The following is a 16,733-nucleotide window of genomic DNA, read 5'->3' as shown; positions in this document are numbered from 1 at the left end:
CATGTGCGCCGGGCACGGGCGCACGCTCACAGCGAACAGCACGACGGACGGTGGATACGATGGCCGGATGACCGTGCCCGCGCTTTCCACCTCCGACCGCCCCGCCCTCGAGATCGAGGGCGACGTGCTCGTGCTCGGGGTGCGCAAGACGGATGATGGCCCGCAATTGCTGGGCGACGACCTCGCGCTGCAGCCGCTCCAGCTCGCCCTCGAGGCGATCGGCGTGACGGGTGGGCACGACGAGGTGCGGCGTCTGCCGGGCGGATACGGCGCGACCGAGAGCATCGCGCTCGTCGGTCTCGGCGGCGGAGAGATCACCGTCGACGACCTGCGTTACGCCGCCGGCTCGGCTGCACGCCAGCTGCGTGGCATCGACTCGCTCGTCATCGCGCTCCCGGCCTCGACCGAGGAGGAGGCGCTCGCGGTGCTCGAGGGCGCCGCACTCGGCGCCTATGGGTACACGGCCTACCGCAACGCCTCGCTCGAGGCCGCGAAGCCCCCGGCGGCGACCATCGTCGTGGTGACCCCAGTCGGCTCGGATGCCCTGGTGCAGCGGGCGACGACCATCGCGACCGCCGTGCACACCGTGCGCGACCTCGTCAACGCGCCGCCCAGCGATCTCTACCCGGAGACCTTCGCCGCCGAGGCGGCGGCCCTCGCCGAGCATGACGGACTCAGCGTCGAGGTGCTCGCCGAACCCGAGCTCGAGGCCGGCGGCTTCGGCGGCATCCTCGGGGTGGGCCAGGGCTCGACGCGCGGGCCGCGACTGGTGAAGGTCGCCTACGCCCCCGAGCACGCCGAGCGTCACCTCGCGCTCGTCGGAAAGGGGATCACGTTCGACTCGGGCGGACTGTCGCTCAAGCCGCCGGCATCCATGATCGGCATGAAGTACGACATGACCGGTGCCGCGACGGTGCTCGCGGTGGTGCTCGCCGCGGCACGGCTGAAGCTGCCGCTGCGGGTCACGGCGTGGCTGTGCCTCGCGGAGAACCTCCCGTCCGGCACCGCCATCCGCCCGAACGACGTGCTGCGCATCCGCGGCGGCAAGACCGTCGAGGTGCTCAACACCGATGCGGAGGGACGACTCGTGCTCGCGGACGGGCTCGTGGCCGCGAGCGAGGAGCAGCCGGACGCGATCATCGACGTCGCAACCCTGACGGGGGCGGCATCCATCGCGCTCGGCACGCGCTATGTCGGCACGATGGGCGACCGGGAACTCGTCGGCCGGGTCGTCGCCGCGGGCGATCGGGTCGGAGAGACCCTGTGGCCGATGCCGATAGGGCCCGAGCTGCGTCCGCTGCTCGCCTCCGACATCGCCGACATCGCCAACGTGAAGCCGGGCAACACCGCCGGCGGCATGCTGATCGCCGCAGCCTTCCTGCGCGACTTCGTCGGCGATTCGCCAGAAGGCACGCCGATCCCCTGGGCGCACCTGGACATCGCCGGCCCCGCGAACAACGGCGCAGCGGGCTGGGGCTTCACCGGCAAGGGACCGACCGGAGTGGCCGTGCGCGCACTGATCGAGTTCGCCCGCGAGTTCGCGGAAGGCTGAGGGGCGCGCTCAGCGGCGCACCGCACCGAGTAGTAGGGTTCTTCAGGCGGGTCTTTTCCGCCCCACTCCGGCAGCCTCCACCACACCCTCCTGGCGTGCCGGTGCACGAGTCCTTCACACGAGGAGTTTCCGGGAAATTGGCTGAGCACACTTTTGACCTTGTAGTTCTTGGCGGCGGAAGTGGTGGCTACGCCGCGGCGCTCCGCGCGAGCCAGCTCGGCATGACCGTCGGGCTGATCGAGAAGAACAAGGTCGGCGGCACCTGCCTGCACGTCGGCTGCATCCCCACGAAGGCGCTGCTGCACTCGGCCGAGGTGGCCGACGTCACCCGCGAGTCCGCGAAGTACGGCGTGACCTCCACGTTCGGCGGCGTCGAGATCGGCGCGGTGACCGCGTACCGCGAAGAGGTCGTGGCGAGCAAGTACAAGGGCCTGCAGGGCCTGATCAAGGCCCGCGGCATCACGACCATCGAGGGCGAGGGCAAGCTCATCTCGCCCACCACCGTGCAAGTCGGTGCGGACACCGTGGTCGGCAAGAATGTCGTGCTCGCGACCGGCTCGTACTCGCGTTCGCTGCCGGGCCTTGAAATCGGCGGCCGCGTCATCACCTCGGAGCAGGCGCTCGCGCTCGACTTCGTGCCGAAGAAGGTGCTCGTGCTCGGCGGCGGCGTGATCGGCGTCGAGTTCTCCAGCGTCTGGAAGAGCTGGGGTGCTGAGGTCACGATCATCGAGGCGCTCCCCCACCTGGTCCCCAACGAGGACGAGGCGATCAGCAAGCAGTTCGAGCGCGCCTTCCGCAAGCGCGGCATCGAGTTCAACCTGGGCGTGCGCTTCCAGGGCGTGACCCAGAACGACCAGGGTGTCGTCGTGACGCTCGAAGACGGCAAGACCTTCGAGGGCGAGCTGCTGCTCGTCGCCGTGGGCCGCGGCCCGGCCACCGCCGGACTCGGCTTCGAGGAGGTCGGGGTCACGATGGATCGCGGCTTCGTCATCACCAACGAGCGTCTCGCCACCAACATCCCAGGTGTCTACGCCGTCGGCGACATCGTTCCCGGACTCCAGCTGGCCCACCGCGGGTTCCAGCAGGGCATCTTCGTCGCCGAGGAGATCGCGGGCCTGAACCCGATCGTCATCGAGGACGTCAACATCCCGAAGGTCACCTACAGCGACCCCGAGGTCGCCTCCATCGGCCTCACCGAGGCGAAGGCGGCCGAGAAGTACGGCGCGGATGCCATCGCAACCTACGACTACAACCTCGCCGGCAACGGCAAGAGCCACATCATCGGCACCTCCGGATCGGTGAAGGTCGTTCGCGTGAAGGACGGCCCGACGGTCGGCGTGCACATGATCGGCGCTCGCGTCGGCGAGCTGATCGGCGAGGCACAGCTCGCGGTCAACTGGGAGGCGTACCCCGAGGACATCGCCCCCCTCATCCACGCTCACCCGACGCAGAACGAGGCGCTCGGAGAGGCGTTCCTCGCCCTCGCCGGCAAGCCCCTGCACGGCATCTGACCCTCACCTAGACTTGAAACTGCACGGTACAAAGGAGCATCACTGATGAGCGAATCCGTCAACCTCCCGGCGCTCGGCGAGAGCGTCACCGAGGGAACGGTCACCCGCTGGCTGAAGAAGGTCGGCGACCGGGTGGAGGTGGATGAGCCGCTGCTCGAGGTATCGACGGACAAGGTCGACACCGAGATCCCATCCCCCGTCGCGGGCGTCATCGAGGCGATTCTCGTGCAGGAGGACGAGACCGTCGAGGTCGGCACCGCGCTCGTGACCATCGGTGACGGCTCCGGAGCCGCCGCGGCAGCGCCCGCAGCGCCCGAGCCGGTCGCGGCTCCCGAGCCGACTCCGGCTCCCGAGCCCGCGGCCCCCGCCGCCCCCGCCGCCGAGCCCGCTGCCGCCGCGCCTCCCGCGCAGGCCCCGGCGGTCGACACGCCCCCCGCAGCTGCCGCGCCGGCTGCGCCGGCAGCCGCGCCCGTCGCCGCGCCAGCACCCGTCGCTGCGCCGGCCCCCGCTGCTGCGCCGGCACCAGCTGCTACACCCGCACCCGCTGCTACACCCGCACCCCCTGCTGCACCTGCGCCCGCCGGGGTCTCCCCCGAGTCGCACGCCGGCTACGTCACGCCTCTGGTGCGCAAGCTCGCTCACGAACGCGGTGTGGACCTGGCATCCCTCGCCGGCACCGGCGTCGGCGGACGCATCCGCAAGCAGGACGTGCTCTCCGCGGGTGCCGCGACCACGGCCTCTGGTTCCGCACCGGCTCCCGCCGCCGCAGCCGCGAAGCCGCTCGAGGTCTCGCCGCTGCGCGGCACCACCGTGCCGATGTCACGCCTGCGCAAGGTGGTCGCCGAGCGCGCGGTCATCTCGATGCAGTCCACGGCGCAGTTGACCACGGTCGTCGAGGTGGACGTGACGCTCGTCGCGCACCTGCGCGATCAGGTGAAGGCGGACTTCCAGGCCAAGACGGGCGTGAAGCTGTCGTTCCTGCCGTTCTTCGCCCTCGCTGCGGTCGAGGCGCTCAAGGCCTACCCGATCATCAACGCGACGGTCGAAGGCGAGAGCATCGTCTACCCCGCCCACGAGAACCTGAGCATCGCCGTCGACACCGAGCGCGGCCTGCTCACGCCGGTGATCCGCGATGCGAGCACCCTCGACCTCGCCGGCCTCGCGAAGCAGATCGCCGACCTCGCCGAGCGCACCCGCGAGAACAAGCTCAAGCCCGACGAGCTCGCCGGCGGAACGTTCACGCTCACCAACACGGGATCGCGCGGCGCGCTGTTCGACACGCCCGTGGTGTTCCTGCCCCAGTCCGCGATCCTCGGCACCGGAATCGTGTCGAAGAAGCCGGTCGTGGTCAGCGACGCCGGCGGCGACGCCATCGCGATCCGCTCCATGGTCTACCTGGCACTCAGCTACGACCACCGGATCGTCGACGGTGCCGACGCGGCCCGCTTCCTCACGGCCGTCAAGGACCGCCTCGAGAGCGGGGACTTCGAGGGCAACCTCGGCATCTGATCAGCCGGACAGGTACTCCCTGATCCGCCAACCGGCCTCGCCCTTCATCAGAAGGACCGAGGCCGGTTCGCTGTTCGGGCCGAGCGAGACGATCGCCGAGTCCCCGAGGCGTTCCACGATGGTCACGATCTCCGGGTCCGGCTGCGGGAGCGCCGGAAGCTCGCCGCCGTCCTGCAGCCGACGGACCAGTTCCTGATCCTGGGCGAGGGCGGCGGATCCGGCCTGACCGACGGCATCCAGGCACAGCACCGAGAGGTCGCGCAGGCAGCGTTCGCGCGTGGCGAGCAGCGCGATCGCCGCCGCGACCGGGTCGTCGGCGGTCACCGGTCCGGTGTCCGCGGACTCCGCGGTCGGCGACGAGGCCGGCACCCGCGGCGCGGCATCGGGCGTTCCGCCCATGGGCACGAGCACGAGCGCCGCGATGAGCGCCACACCCACGGCGGCGGTGGCGATCCAGACCGGGCGGCGCACCGTCGCGAGCGCGGAGCGCAGCCGACCGAGGGTCTCCGGGACCGACGCCGGGAGCATCCGCTCGATCCAGTCCGGTACGGCCAGCGCCGCGGGAGCGGTCGCCTGCGGCTCCGGCGCGCCCTCGGCCCGCACGAGCCGCGCCGGCACGGCCCTCGGTTCCGCACCGCCTGCGTCGAATCGCACCGGGAGCGGCTCGCCGAGTTCGAACAGGCGGCCCGCGAAGGACGCCAGTGTGCCCGGCGAGTCGAGCAGGGCGGGCGCGCCGGGCTCGTCGGTGCGCTCGAGCACCGCGCGGGCGACGGCGGCGAACTGCGCCAGGTCGGCGGCGAAACCCGCGTCGGCCTCGCGAGCGGCCTGTGAGAGACCGGGCTCCACGAGCAGAGCCCGGCCGAAGCACGCGAGCACGGGCGCGCCGCCACCATCGAAGAGCACCGCGCGCTCGGCGATGCCGCCGTGCAGCACGCCCGCATCGTGCAATCGGGCGACCGCCTGCGCGATCGGCGCAAGGATCGTGATCGCCTCCCCCGCCCGCAACCGATCACGCTGCTGCAACAGGCGCTCCAGCGAGCCCCCGGGGAGGCGCTCGAGCACCAGCACCGGCGCCCCGTCCGCACCGGGCACCACGTCGATCAGTCGCATCACGTGCGCACCCGCCCCGCGGTGCAGCGCCTGCGCCTCGGTCATCGCCGCGGCATCCGGAACCCCCGGTCGATAGGCCTTGAGCGCGACCATCGGCTCCGACGCCTCGTCCGCGTGTCCGAGCAGCACCTCGGCTCGGCCACCGTCGCCGAGCTTGCGGATGACGCGGTATCCCCCGAGCGAATCCACCACCATCCCCTCACCCTGTCGCCCGGCCGCGCGCACCCGTGGGCCCGCCGCACACCCGTGGACGGCGACGACCCCGCGCGTGCTGGGAGCGAGGAGCTAGGCTATGCGCGTGGTCGACATTGTCGTCACGGGGCTAAGCGCCAACTCCGTGCCGTACGTCGAAGCTCTCGAGCTTCAGCGCGCAACCCATCGTTCCGTCGTCGAGGGCTCGAAGCCCGACACCCTGCTACTGCTGGAGCATCCCTCCGTCTACACCGCGGGCAGACGCACGGAGCCCTTCGAGCGGCCCACCGACGGCACGCCCGTCATCGACGTGGACCGCGGTGGGAAGATCACCTGGCACGGTCCGGGACAGCTGGTCGGCTACCCCATCCTGCGGCTGGCGGAGCCCGTCGACGTTGTCGGCTACGTGCGCCGCCTCGAGGGCATGCTCATCGGCGTGCTCGCAGAACTCGGCATCGACGGCGGTCGCGTCGAGGGCCGCTCGGGCGTGTGGATCGGCCACGAGCAGCCCGTGGGCGCGCAGAAGATCGCCGCGATCGGCATCCGCGTCGCGCAAGGGGTGACGATGCACGGCTTCTCACTCAACTGCAGCAACGCCTTCGACGCGTACTCGAAGATCGTGGCGTGCGGCATCCTGGATGCCGGGGTCACCTCGATCAGTCGTGTGCTCGGTCGCGAGGTCACCCCGGGCGATGTCGTGCCCCTGATCGGCAGACACTTCGAGCACGCGATGGCGGTGCCTGCATGAGCGGGCACGACCTCGGCGGCCGCAAGCTGCTGCGCCTGGAGGTGCGCAACGCCGAGACGCCCATCGAGCGCAAGCCGGAGTGGATCAGGACCGTCGCGAAGATGGGACCGGAGTACCGGCAGCTGCAGGATCTGGTCAAGGGCGAGGGCCTGCACACGGTCTGCCAGGAGGCCGGATGCCCGAACATCTACGAGTGCTGGGAAGACCGCGAGGCGACCTTCCTCATCGGCGGCAGCCAGTGCACCCGTCGCTGCGACTTCTGTCAGATCGATACCGGCAAGCCCGCGGACTATGACACCGACGAGCCGCGTCGCGTCGCCGAGTCGGTGCGCAGCATGAATCTGCGCTATGCGACCGTTACGGGTGTGGCGCGCGACGATCTGCCCGACGAGGGCGCGTGGCTGCACGCCGAGACCGTGCGGCAGATCCACGAGCAGAACCCGGGCACGGGTGTGGAGATTCTCGCGACGGACTTCTCCGGCAACCCCGATCTGCTCGGTATCGTCTTCGACTCCCGCCCCGAGGTGTTCGCGCACAACGTGGAGACGGTGCCGCGCATCTTCAAGCGCATCCGGCCCGCGTTCCGCTACGAGCGCTCACTCGACGTGCTCACCCAGGCGCGCGCGGCCGGGCTCATCACGAAGTCGAACCTCATCCTCGGCATGGGCGAGGAGCCGCACGAGGTGCTGCAGGCCCTGCAGGACCTGCACGACGCGGGTACCGACATCATCACCATCACCCAGTACCTGCGCCCCTCCGCGCGGCATCTGCCCGTCGCCCGCTGGGTGAAGCCGCAGGAGTTCGTCGAGTTCGCCACCGCCGCCGAGCAGATCGGCTTCCTCGGCGTGCTCGCCGGTCCCCTGGTGCGCTCGAGCTACCGGGCCGGCCGACTCTGGGCGCGCTCGATGCTCTCGAAGGGGCGTGCCATCCCCGACCATCTCAAGCACCTCGCGGATGCCGAGCTGGGCTTCGCGCAGGCGGTCTCCTGAGCGGGCCGACGTCGCCGAGAACACCCGTATCCTAGGAACCATGGCACGCACCTCCACCACAGCCCCGAAGGCCGCCAAGGAGCCGGGACGTCTCAAGCAGATGGTCCAGGTCTTCAGGATGACCATCCGCTACGACAAGACCGCCCTGTGGTGGATGATCCTCTCCTTCGTGGGCCCGCTCGCGGTCGGTCTCGTGCTCGCGTTCCTGCTCTCGCGCGACAACGTCATCGGCTTCGTGCTCTATGTGATCACCGGCCTGCTCGGTGGTCTGCTCGTGTTCCTCATCGTGCTCGGCCGGCTCGCCGAGCGCGCCGCGTACTCGCAGATCGCCGGCCAGCCCGGCGCGGTCGGTGCCGTGCTCAAGAGCTCGCTGCGACGCGGCTGGACGGCGAGCGAGATGCCGATCTCCGTGAGCCCGAAAACCCAGGACGCCGTTTACCGCGCCGTGGGACGCGGCGGCATCGCCCTCATCGGCGAGGGCCCGCGCAGCCGCACGCAGCGGATGCTGGACGACGAGCGCCGCAACGTCGCGCGCATCCTGCCCAACGTGCCGATCACGTTCGTGTACGTGGGGCCCGACCCCGAGTCGACCCCCTTGCACAAGCTCCCCGGCAAGCTGCGCTCCCTGAAGAACGCACTGCGCAAGGCCGAGGTGATCGCGGTGTCGAACCGGCTCAACTCGCTCGGCCGCAACGGGCTGCCGATCCCGAAGGGCATGGACCCGACCAAGGTGCGCGCGCCGCGTCCGCGGTGATCCGCCGCTGGTGGAACCTGTCGATCGGGACGCCCGCTAGCGCCTGACGAGCACCGTGCCGATCAGCCGGTCGTGCATCCCGCGCTGGTCGCGATCCCAGATGACCGCCGGAATCACCAGGCACAGCAGCGCCGTGCGCGCGAACGGACGCCACCACCCCAGGTAGCCGCCGGCGACCGGCACGACCCGAAGCCCCAGGGCCAGGTGCCCGACGCTGCCGTTGACCGTGAGCAGGAAGACGATCTGCGCGACGGCGAAGACGCCGAGCGTCGCGAGGGGGTCGTAGTCGAAGAACGCCACGGAGATGACGACCGCGGCGGCCCAGTCGATCGCGAGGGCGGCGAGTCTGCGGCCCAGCCGGCCGACGGACCGCGGCCCCGTCTGCGGCAGCCCGAGCCGCTTGCCCGGCCAGTCGGTCGCGGGGGCTGGACTCGGCACGCCACGATCCTATCGAGCCGCCCGTAACATGCCGGAAACAATTGCGTGACGCCGGTGAAACCCCCTGCACATACCCTCAACGTGGCTGCGACTGCACCATCCCGCTCTGCACCCATTGGAGTACCGCCTATGTCCAACCCCAAGTTCAAGGACGCTTCCGAGGTCCTGAAGTTCATCAAGGATACGGACGTCAAGTTCATCGACATCCGCTTCACCGACCTGCCGGGCATCCAGCAGCACCTCACGATCCCGGCGTCCACGGTCGACGAGGACTTCTTCGCGGTCGGTCAGATGTTCGACGGTTCCTCCATCCGCGGGTTCCAGTCCATCCACGAGTCCGACCTGCAGCTCATCCCGGACATCTCGACGGCCTACCTCGACCCGTTCCGCACCGAGCGCACGCTCATCCTCGTCTTCGACATCTACAACCCGCGCAACGGCGAGATCTACTCGCGCGACCCGCGTCAGGTGGCCAAGAAGGCCGAGAAGTACCTCGGTTCGACCGGCATCGCCGACACCGCGTTCTTCGCCCCCGAGGCCGAGTTCTACATCTTCGACGACGTGCGCTACGAGGTGAAGCAGAACAAGAGCTTCTACGAGGTCGACTCCGACGAGGCCGCGTGGAACACCGGTCGCGAAGAAGAGGGCGGCAACCTCGCCAACAAGACCCCGTACAAGGGCGGCTACTTCCCCGTCACGCCGCTCGACAAGCACGCCGACATGCGCGACGACATCATGCTCAAGCTCATCGATGCGGGCCTCGAGGTCGAGCGCGGCCACCACGAGGTCGGCACCGCCGGCCAGGGCGAGATCAACTACAAGTTCGACACGATGGTGCACGCCGCCGACGACATCCTGAAGTTCAAGTACATCGTCAAGAACACGGCGCTCGAGTGGGGCAAGGTCGCGACCTTCATGCCGAAGCCGCTCATGGGCGACAACGGTTCGGGCATGCACACGCACCAGTCACTGTGGAACGACGGCAAGCCGCTGTTCTACGACGAGAAGGGCTACGGCGGACTCTCCGACATCGCCCGCTGGTACATCGGCGGCATCCTCAAGCACGCGCCCGCCGTGCTCGCCTTCACCAACCCGACCGTCAACTCGTACCACCGCCTGATCCCGGGCTTCGAGGCGCCGGTCAACCTGGTGTACTCGGCCGGTAACCGCTCGGCGTCGATCCGCATCCCGATCACGGGTACGAACCCCAAGGCCAAGCGCATCGAGTTCCGTGCGCCGGATGCCTCGGGCAACCCGTACCTCGCGTTCGCGGCGCAGCTCATGGCCGGCATCGACGGCATCAAGAACAAGATCGAGCCGCACGAGCCCGTCGACAAGGACCTCTACGAGCTCCCGCCCGAGGAGGCCAAGAACATCCCGCAGGTTCCCGGCTCGCTCGACGCGGCGCTCATCGCGCTCGAGAACGACCACGAGTTCCTGCTCGAGGGTGGCGTCTTCACCAAGGACCTCATCGAGACCTGGATCGAGTACAAGCGCGAGAAGGAACTCCTGCCCTTCGCGCAGCGCCCGCACCCGTTCGAGTACGAGCTGTACTTCGGCGTCTGATTCCGGGGAGGTCTTCGGGACCGTACTTCCGGTTTCCGAGGCCAGTGATTTTCTGAGCCCCAGGCGGCAGTTGCCGTCTGGGGCTCAGTCTATCTCTGGACGTTTACGGACGGCTACGGGCAGTAAACGGACGGGATTTCGGACGGAGCGGATAACCGCTTCTGCGGTGCCGTCGGCGGTCCCGTACGGCCGGGTCAGATGCGCGTCGCGGTGAGCACGGGGAGGTCGCCGCCCGCAGCGTAAGCCGCCGACTCCCGCTCGGCGACTCGGCGAGCACGTCGCTCGGCAAGGCGTGCCCGGATCAGGATGATGAGCGTGATCGGGCCGTTGACGAGGAACTTCAGTGCGTTCCAGATGAACAGCGGCACGAGCAGGTTCAGCCAGCTCGGCCCGCCGTCGGAGATCCAGACGGTCAGGAGCCACGCGCCGAGCAGGTACGGCGCGGCGATCAGCATGGCGGGCACGCCCCACTTCAGACCGCGTCGCGTGCGCAGTGCATCGAGCAGGATGTTCGTCGGCATGTAGGTCCGCAGGAACAGCCGGACGCGGTTGCTGAGATTCCAGAGCAGTCGGAGCATGATGTCCGCCTCCTGAGAGGGTGCGTAGCTCCGCCGAGGAGGTAGATCATGTGGGGAGCGTCCCGATGGGACCGTCGCAAGCGACCTAGAAATCGTGGCTACTACCTCGAAACCCAGGGTACGCCCGACTTTGGACACAGGAAAGAGCGGCTGTCCGCTGTCATGCAACTTGTCAGCGCCCTGGGACTTGCCTGGCCCGAACGACTTCAAAACAGAAGAGACCTCGCTCGACGCCGGAGCTTGGCTTACCGGCTCCCCATCCCGTTGAGTCGTGGCAACGGAATCGATCAACGTAAACTAACGATATAATCGGCGTATGCCGATGACTGATGCGCCTGAGCAGCTCGCTGCCGTTTCGCTGTTCCACTCCCTCGCGGACCCGACGCGGCTGCGCATCGTTCAGCGGCTGATGGGTGGTGAGGGGCGGGTGCGAGACCTGGTGGATGAGCTGGGGCTCGCGCAGTCAACGATCTCCGAGCACGTCGCCTGCTTGCGTGACTGCGGATTAGTCGAGGGACGGGTGGAGGGCCGGCAGGTATTCTATTCGCTCACGCGGCCGGAGCTGAACGACATCCTGGAGGCCGCCGAGGTGTTGCTGGCTGCCACCGGGCACAAGGTCGACCTCTGCGCGACCTACGGACGACCCGAGGCAACCGGGGCTGGACGATGATCGGGACGATCGCGGCGGCGATCGGGCTGTTCGCCGCGACCAACATCGACGACATCGTGGTGCTCACCGTGCTGTTCCTGGCAACGACCAGGGGCTCCCTCAAGGGCTGGCAGGTGGTCCTGGGGCAGTACCTGGGCTTCATCGCCCTCGTGGCGATCAGCGTGGTCGCGGCCCTCGGCCTGACCATCGTCCCCGATGAATGGGTCGGGTTCCTCGGCCTGATCCCGCTCGGGATCGGCGTGTACGGGCTGGTGCGCTACCTGCGCCGCCGCAGCGAGGAAGACGACGATGACGACGAGAGCTCCATCATGGCGGGCGGGCTGCTCGGGGTCGCCGGGATCACGATCGCTAACGGGGCCGACAACATCTCCCTCTACACGCCGGTGTTCCGCACCCAGCCGCCGCTGGACACGGTCGTCACCATTGTCGTGTTCCTGCTGCTCGTCGCGGTGTGGTGCCTGGTCGCCCGGGCCATCGGCACGAACCGGCGGATGACCGAGGCTCTGGAGCGCATCGAGCACTGGCTCGTCCCGGTCGTGTTCATCGGCCTCGGCCTCTACATCCTCATCGAGTCGGGCGTCGTGCCGCGCCTGATCGACGTCCTGACGTGACCAGTCGCAAAGGCCGCTCGGTGCTGGCGGCAGGCGCGGCGGCGACCGCGCTGGTCGCTGCGTTCGTTCTGGACCGGTTGAGCAAAGCGTGGGCGCTGGCGTCGCTGTCCGACGGGGCGGTCATCCCGTTGGTCCCCACCGTGCGGCTGGAGTTGTTCTTCAACCCCGGAGTCGCGTTCGGGATCGGTGCCGACGTCGGCGCACCGCTGGTGGTCGGCCTGATAGTCCTCATCGCCGCGCTCGTGGGCTGGATCGCCGTGCGGCTGGCCCGGACCGCCGACCTGACCGGGACGATCTTCCTGGCGATCGCGGCCGGCGGGGCGCTGGGCAACCTCTGGGACCGGATCAGCCGCGCCGAGAACGGACCGCTCACCGGCCACGTCGTCGACTTCATCGCCGTCGACTGGTTTGCGATCTTCAACGTCGCCGACATCTTCACAACCTGCGGAATCGCCCTCTGGGCGCTCACCTTCCCGCTGCGCGGCCGCGGCCCCAACACCGCAGGCCGGCGGCTAACGAACGTCCACCCTCAAGGGCAAGCCTGATCAGGCAAGGTCAGAGTGCGTCAGCAGTTGCAGTGTGCATGGCACTGGGGGGCGGCTACAGGCGCAGTGCGGACATTCCGACGGCGCGGGCTGTCGAATCCGGTTCGGCCGCGCGTGCCACGAGCTGTTGTGCGCGAAGAATCGCGTCGTGTGCTCGCGCAGCGTCTGCGCGCTGCCGGGCGTCGTCGCCGACGAGTCCGAGCGTGCTGGCCTCGGTGATGCCGTAGGTATCGCGGTAGGCAGCGACGGTGCGTGCCTCGCGTCGCCACAGAGCCGCGAGCTGCGGATCTACGGGCTCTGTGCCGAGTTCCACCACCCATGCCGCGGACGCGCCGACCGCTTCGGCGACGAGTGCGTCCGCGCGCTGCTCGATGAGTGCGGCGCGTTCGCGGAGCGCGGTGCGCATGTCCTCGTCCATTGTGCCGAGAGCTGGGGTGATGAGTCCGGCGATGGGCGTGGCGGGCTGGCGCACGCGCCCGGCACCGTTCGTTCGGGTCAGGGCTCGGATCACCCGTTCGTGGAGCACCGCAGCCACGTCGCCCGCGTTGTCGAGCGGGCGTGAGGCAACGAGCGCGCGCAGCAGGCGATCCGCGTCGTACCCGTCCGCCTCGGCGCGGCGCAGTTCGGCACCGAGCACGCCGAACGCCGTCGATCCGATGGCGGCGTCGGCTTCGGCCTCGGTGAGCCGAGTCGCGCGCACGAGGGCTTCCCACCTCGGTTGCTGTGCGGCCGCGGCGATGGTCTCGTACTCGGCGGCGAGCTGGCCGACTGAGCCCCAGGCGTCCTGCTCGGCGGCGATCATCTGGCGGGCGGAGAGTTCCGCGCCGACGTGCTGGAGCACCCCGGCGAGCATCTTGCGCGCCGCGATTGCGGCGGTGTCCTGGGTGGGCGGGTGGATGTGGTCCTCGTCGGGATGGTTGATCGAGACGTAGGCGGTGTTACCTTCCTTGCCGCGGGTCATGGCGACGTAGAAGGTCTCGCGCGTCGCGCCGGGCTCGACGAGCGTGTGCCCGGTGTCGACAGTGACCCCCTGCGCCCGGTACGCGGTCACGGCGTAGCCGAGTTCGACGTGCTCGGCGACGTACTCAGCGGGGAGCCGCACGGTCGCGCCCCAGCGCCGTCCGGCGGGACGCACCCGCAGCGACCCGTCGCTGCCGACGGCGGTGATCGTCCATCGACTGCCGTTGCGCACCCAGCCGCGGCCGATGCGCAGCTCGCGGTCGTTGCGGCGGGTGATGATCGCGTCCCCCAGTGCCGCCTCGGTATCGTCATGCAGCCGCACCTCGGCGCGCGCGTCGACCTGCCCGGCGAGGATGAGGTCGGCACGGGCGCGCTGGTTCAGGGTAGTGACCATCGCGCTCGACTCGGCGATGAGGATGCTCGCCAGTCCTGCGGCGCGGTCGCGCTGCCACGCAGCGTGGGCGGCATCAGCCATGCGCTCGGCTTCGCCCGCACGGATGCGCCCGTGGGCCTGGTAGGAGTCGATGGCTTCGATGCGCCCGTGGCGCAGGTCGAGGGATGCCTCCTTCTCCCAGGCTGCGGCAATGCGGCGCACGTCCGTCAGCTCGGGCACATCGGCGCGGTCGGCGACGAGCATCCCGAACGCTCCCCCGGCGTCGACGGACTGGAGCTGCGCGGGGTCGCCTACGAGCAGCACCTTGGCTCCGGCCTCGACCGCGACGCGCACGAGGCGGTCGAGCGCGAGCGTCCCGGCAAGGGATGCCTCGTCCACGATCACAAGCTGCCCAGCAGCGAACCCGGTGCCGTGGTCGCGGTAGGTCTGCCACCACTTCGCGGTGTTCTCTGTCGGGATGCCGAGGTCACCGGCCAGCACTTCGGCCGAGACCGCGGACGGTGCCAGGCCGATGACTGAGCCGTGCCCGTGCTCGGCCTCCCATGCGCGCCGCAACGCGCGCAGCGCGGTGGTCTTGCCCGCCCCTGCGGGGCCGACGAGCAGGTCGAGCATCCGCCCTGACGACGCAATCGCTGCGAGTGCGGCGCGCTGGTCGTCGCCGAGCGCGCGCCCACGGCGGGGTTGCAGCGAGTGCGCAATGGTTGCGTCGGCCAGGCGCGGTGCAACCTGCTCGCGGGAGCGTGCAAGCAGCCGATCCTCAGCAGCGAGCACCGCGGCACCGCTGTAGCGGGCGGCGTTGCGAGGCCGGAACACGCTCGTCCCGTCCGCGCGCTGGAACGCCGCGGGACTGGAGGCAAGCTCGGGCGGGGTGAGCCGGATGGACGCCTGCTCTGCGGCATCGACGATCATGCCAGTGATCGCCTCGCGGTCCTCCGTGCCGGTGAAGCGCCAGCCCATCGTCTGCCGTGCGGCCTCGGCGTACAGGTTCCAGAAGCTCCACGTCGTGCGCTTCTCGGCAACCGCGGCGACCACCGACACGCCGAGCCTGGCGATCCGCTCCGGCGGCACATCCTCCGCGCACAGGAGCTTCGCGGGCTCGACCGCGACGGCTTCTCGCGCCCATTCGGTTGCGTCCCGGCCCAGCAGTCGGCTCGCTCGGGTGCGCCACTCCTGGGCGAGGTCGGCGAGCGGACGGACCTCCTTGTCAGGCCGGGTCGCCAGCGTCGCCTGCTGCCGAAGCCGGATGATCGTCTCCCGCGATGGTGCGTGCCCGTGCGCCGCCTCGTACTTAGCGATCAGGCGATCCTTCTCGATCTCGATGTGCCGCGACCGGGATGAGAACTCCGCAGCCAGTCCTTCCGGCACCGTGGCGACCGCCCACACCGGATTGCGGTCGGCTCCGCGCTCGCGCCGCTCCCAGCGCACGCCGAGCGCGCGAGTCAGGTGGTCGGCGAAGATCGCGGTGTGCAGCTCGCTCAGCGCCACGGTCACCGCGTGCAGCGGTCGGCTATCCAGCGACCGCCACTTGCCGTCGAACAGCGTGCGCACCTTGTTGCTCACCACGACATGCGTGTGCAACTGCGGATCGCCCGCCCGCGAGTCGAAATGGTCGAACGCGGTGGCGAGCAGCCCCGTCACCTCGACCTGTGCAACCGCGCCATCGCGGGAGGTTGCGCCCGAGCGCGTGGCCGCAACCTCCCGCTCCATGAATGCAACGACCTCCGCAACGGCCGCATGGTGCGCCTCGGCAATCCGCGCCTGGGTCGCCGCGTCCGCGACACCCCACAGCACCGACGCCGACTTCGGCAACGAGAACGTGAAGTCAAACCCCGCGACCGCCCGCCGCGACGTGCGCGCAAATTCCTCCGCCTCGATCACGGCGACTGCCTCGGCACGCTCCGTCGCGCCCAGCGCCGGATCGAGCCTGGCGAGCCGAGCGGCGATCCGATCCTCGACGCTCGGAAACACCGGGTACGCCTTCCCCAGTGGATCGCCCGTCACCGGGTCAAGGCCCATGCCGAGCAGGAGCTGGAGCTGCGCCTCCGACACCTGCGCACCCTCGTGGATCTCGCCGTGCCCGAGCGCGGCGAGGCCGCTGCCCATCCACCGGCCGGGCGGGGTGCCCTGTTCGGCGTAGTAGCGGGTCAGAGGCGTTGACAGCGCCCGCTCCCCGTCGGCCGACGCCACCGTGCGCAGTAGGTACTTGTAGCCGTCCCCCGCACCCATGACTCGCATCGAAACCGACACCCGGCACCGCCTCTCTCGTCAAAGAGGTGAGCCGCCGAGCCCGCCGTCAGGCGGGGTCAGCCTCGATGTGCCAGACGTGTACTGGTCTCTGGGGGCCGATCGCTATCCTCGTGCAACTCGCGGTCCTTCGTATGATTGACGGTGAGGCCGGGGATTTCCGAACCCTTCGCAAGTCGCGCGGCGAGATGCTCGAGCTGGACAACTCGCTCGATCTCAGCGGCCGCGCCCGTCGACGCGACCGATTGACACCAAGATCCGTGACTGCACTCCGAAGCTGGTCGAGAACGCCAGCGGCGACTCCCTGCACGCAATCCCGCAACGATCGGCTGGAACGCTCGATGCGGAATGCGCGCCTCGAC

General features: G+C 69.6%; 14 protein-coding genes. 10 read left to right on the top strand and 4 right to left on the bottom strand.

Translation table 11 applies throughout. The features are described 5' to 3' along the window. The first annotated feature begins 67 nt into the window (after positions 1-67). From PYV02_RS11665 to sucB, 3 genes are all read left to right on the top strand, one after another. Complete coding sequence (locus PYV02_RS11665; RefSeq protein WP_275759209.1) at positions 68-1,552, top strand: leucyl aminopeptidase; 1,485 nt, start codon at positions 68-70, stop codon at positions 1,550-1,552. Between the two features lie 137 nt (positions 1,553-1,689). After that, the gene (gene lpdA / locus PYV02_RS11660; RefSeq protein ID WP_275759208.1) at positions 1,690-3,063 is read left to right on the top strand and encodes a dihydrolipoyl dehydrogenase; all 1,374 of its coding nucleotides are present in this window, start codon (positions 1,690-1,692) and stop codon (positions 3,061-3,063) included. Positions 3,064-3,108: 45 nt separating this feature from the next. Next, positions 3,109-4,572 carry a 2-oxoglutarate dehydrogenase, E2 component, dihydrolipoamide succinyltransferase gene (sucB, locus tag PYV02_RS11655; RefSeq protein WP_275759207.1) on the top strand — a complete coding sequence of 488 codons (1,464 nt, stop codon included), beginning with the start codon at positions 3,109-3,111 and terminating at the stop codon, positions 4,570-4,572. Here the strand turns inward: sucB and PYV02_RS11650 are convergent, their stop codons facing one another. Then, a complete protein-coding gene (locus PYV02_RS11650; RefSeq protein ID WP_275759206.1) occupies positions 4,573-5,877 on the bottom strand; it encodes a protein kinase in 1,305 nt (434 codons plus the stop codon). It abuts the gene before it with no gap. A gap of 103 nt (positions 5,878-5,980) precedes the next feature. Between PYV02_RS11650 and lipB the strand changes: the two genes are divergently transcribed. From lipB to PYV02_RS11635, 3 genes are read left to right on the top strand one after another with little or no spacing between them, the layout of a single operon-like run. Continuing rightward, positions 5,981-6,622: a lipoyl(octanoyl) transferase LipB gene (gene lipB, locus PYV02_RS11645; protein ID WP_275759205.1), complete on the top strand. Its 642-nt coding sequence runs from the start codon at positions 5,981-5,983 to the stop codon at positions 6,620-6,622. Continuing rightward, positions 6,619-7,611 carry a lipoyl synthase gene (lipA, locus tag PYV02_RS11640; RefSeq protein ID WP_275759204.1) on the top strand — a complete coding sequence of 331 codons (993 nt, stop codon included), beginning with the start codon at positions 6,619-6,621 and terminating at the stop codon, positions 7,609-7,611. The genes lipB and lipA overlap by 4 nt, the downstream gene beginning before the upstream one ends. Before the next feature lie 40 nt (positions 7,612-7,651). Further along, positions 7,652-8,365: a DUF4191 domain-containing protein gene (locus tag PYV02_RS11635; protein ID WP_275759203.1), complete on the top strand. Its 714-nt coding sequence runs from the start codon at positions 7,652-7,654 to the stop codon at positions 8,363-8,365. A gap of 36 nt (positions 8,366-8,401) precedes the next feature. On the opposite strand, the gene PYV02_RS11630 is transcribed toward PYV02_RS11635, so the two are convergent. Further along, positions 8,402-8,803 (bottom strand): RDD family protein, encoded by a 402-nt coding sequence (locus PYV02_RS11630; protein ID WP_275759202.1) that lies wholly within the window; start codon positions 8,801-8,803, stop codon positions 8,402-8,404. Positions 8,804-8,932: 129 nt separating this feature from the next. On the opposite strand from PYV02_RS11630, the gene glnA reads away from it, so the two are divergent. Then, a complete protein-coding gene (glnA, locus tag PYV02_RS11625) occupies positions 8,933-10,369 on the top strand; it encodes a type I glutamate--ammonia ligase (RefSeq protein WP_275759201.1) in 1,437 nt (478 codons plus the stop codon). 194 nt (positions 10,370-10,563) lie between these two features. Here glnA and PYV02_RS11620 read toward each other — a convergent pair whose 3' ends face one another. Continuing rightward, on the bottom strand, positions 10,564-10,947 hold the full coding sequence (locus tag PYV02_RS11620; RefSeq protein WP_275759200.1) for a sulfate permease: 384 nt from the start codon (positions 10,945-10,947) through the stop codon (positions 10,564-10,566). A gap of 316 nt (positions 10,948-11,263) precedes the next feature. Here PYV02_RS11620 and PYV02_RS11615 point away from each other — a divergent pair, with 316 nt between their 5' ends. The 3 genes from PYV02_RS11615 to PYV02_RS11605 are packed head-to-tail and all read left to right on the top strand — an operon-like array spanning position 11,264 to position 12,773. Further along, a complete protein-coding gene (locus PYV02_RS11615) occupies positions 11,264-11,617 on the top strand; it encodes an ArsR/SmtB family transcription factor (protein ID WP_275759199.1) in 354 nt (117 codons plus the stop codon). Beyond that, positions 11,614-12,228 carry a cadmium resistance transporter gene (locus PYV02_RS11610; RefSeq protein ID WP_275759198.1) on the top strand — a complete coding sequence of 205 codons (615 nt, stop codon included), beginning with the start codon at positions 11,614-11,616 and terminating at the stop codon, positions 12,226-12,228. The genes PYV02_RS11615 and PYV02_RS11610 overlap by 4 nt, the downstream gene beginning before the upstream one ends. Further along, positions 12,225-12,773 (top strand): signal peptidase II, encoded by a 549-nt coding sequence (locus PYV02_RS11605; protein ID WP_275759197.1) that lies wholly within the window; start codon positions 12,225-12,227, stop codon positions 12,771-12,773. Before PYV02_RS11610 ends, PYV02_RS11605 begins: the two co-directional genes overlap by 4 nt. A gap of 55 nt (positions 12,774-12,828) precedes the next feature. Here the strand turns inward: PYV02_RS11605 and mobF are convergent, their stop codons facing one another. Continuing rightward, entirely contained in the window at positions 12,829-16,362 is a 3,534-nt protein-coding gene (mobF, locus tag PYV02_RS11600) for a MobF family relaxase (RefSeq protein ID WP_476693113.1), read from the bottom strand. Between the last annotated feature and the right edge of the window lie 371 nt (positions 16,363-16,733).

The organism is Antiquaquibacter metalliresistens (genome assembly GCF_029211225.1).
Taxonomy (GTDB): Bacteria; Actinomycetota; Actinomycetes; order Actinomycetales; family Microbacteriaceae; genus Rhodoglobus; species Rhodoglobus metalliresistens.
The sequence above is the reverse complement of the archived record's forward strand: the minus strand, read 5'-3'. Positions and strand labels throughout refer to the sequence as shown.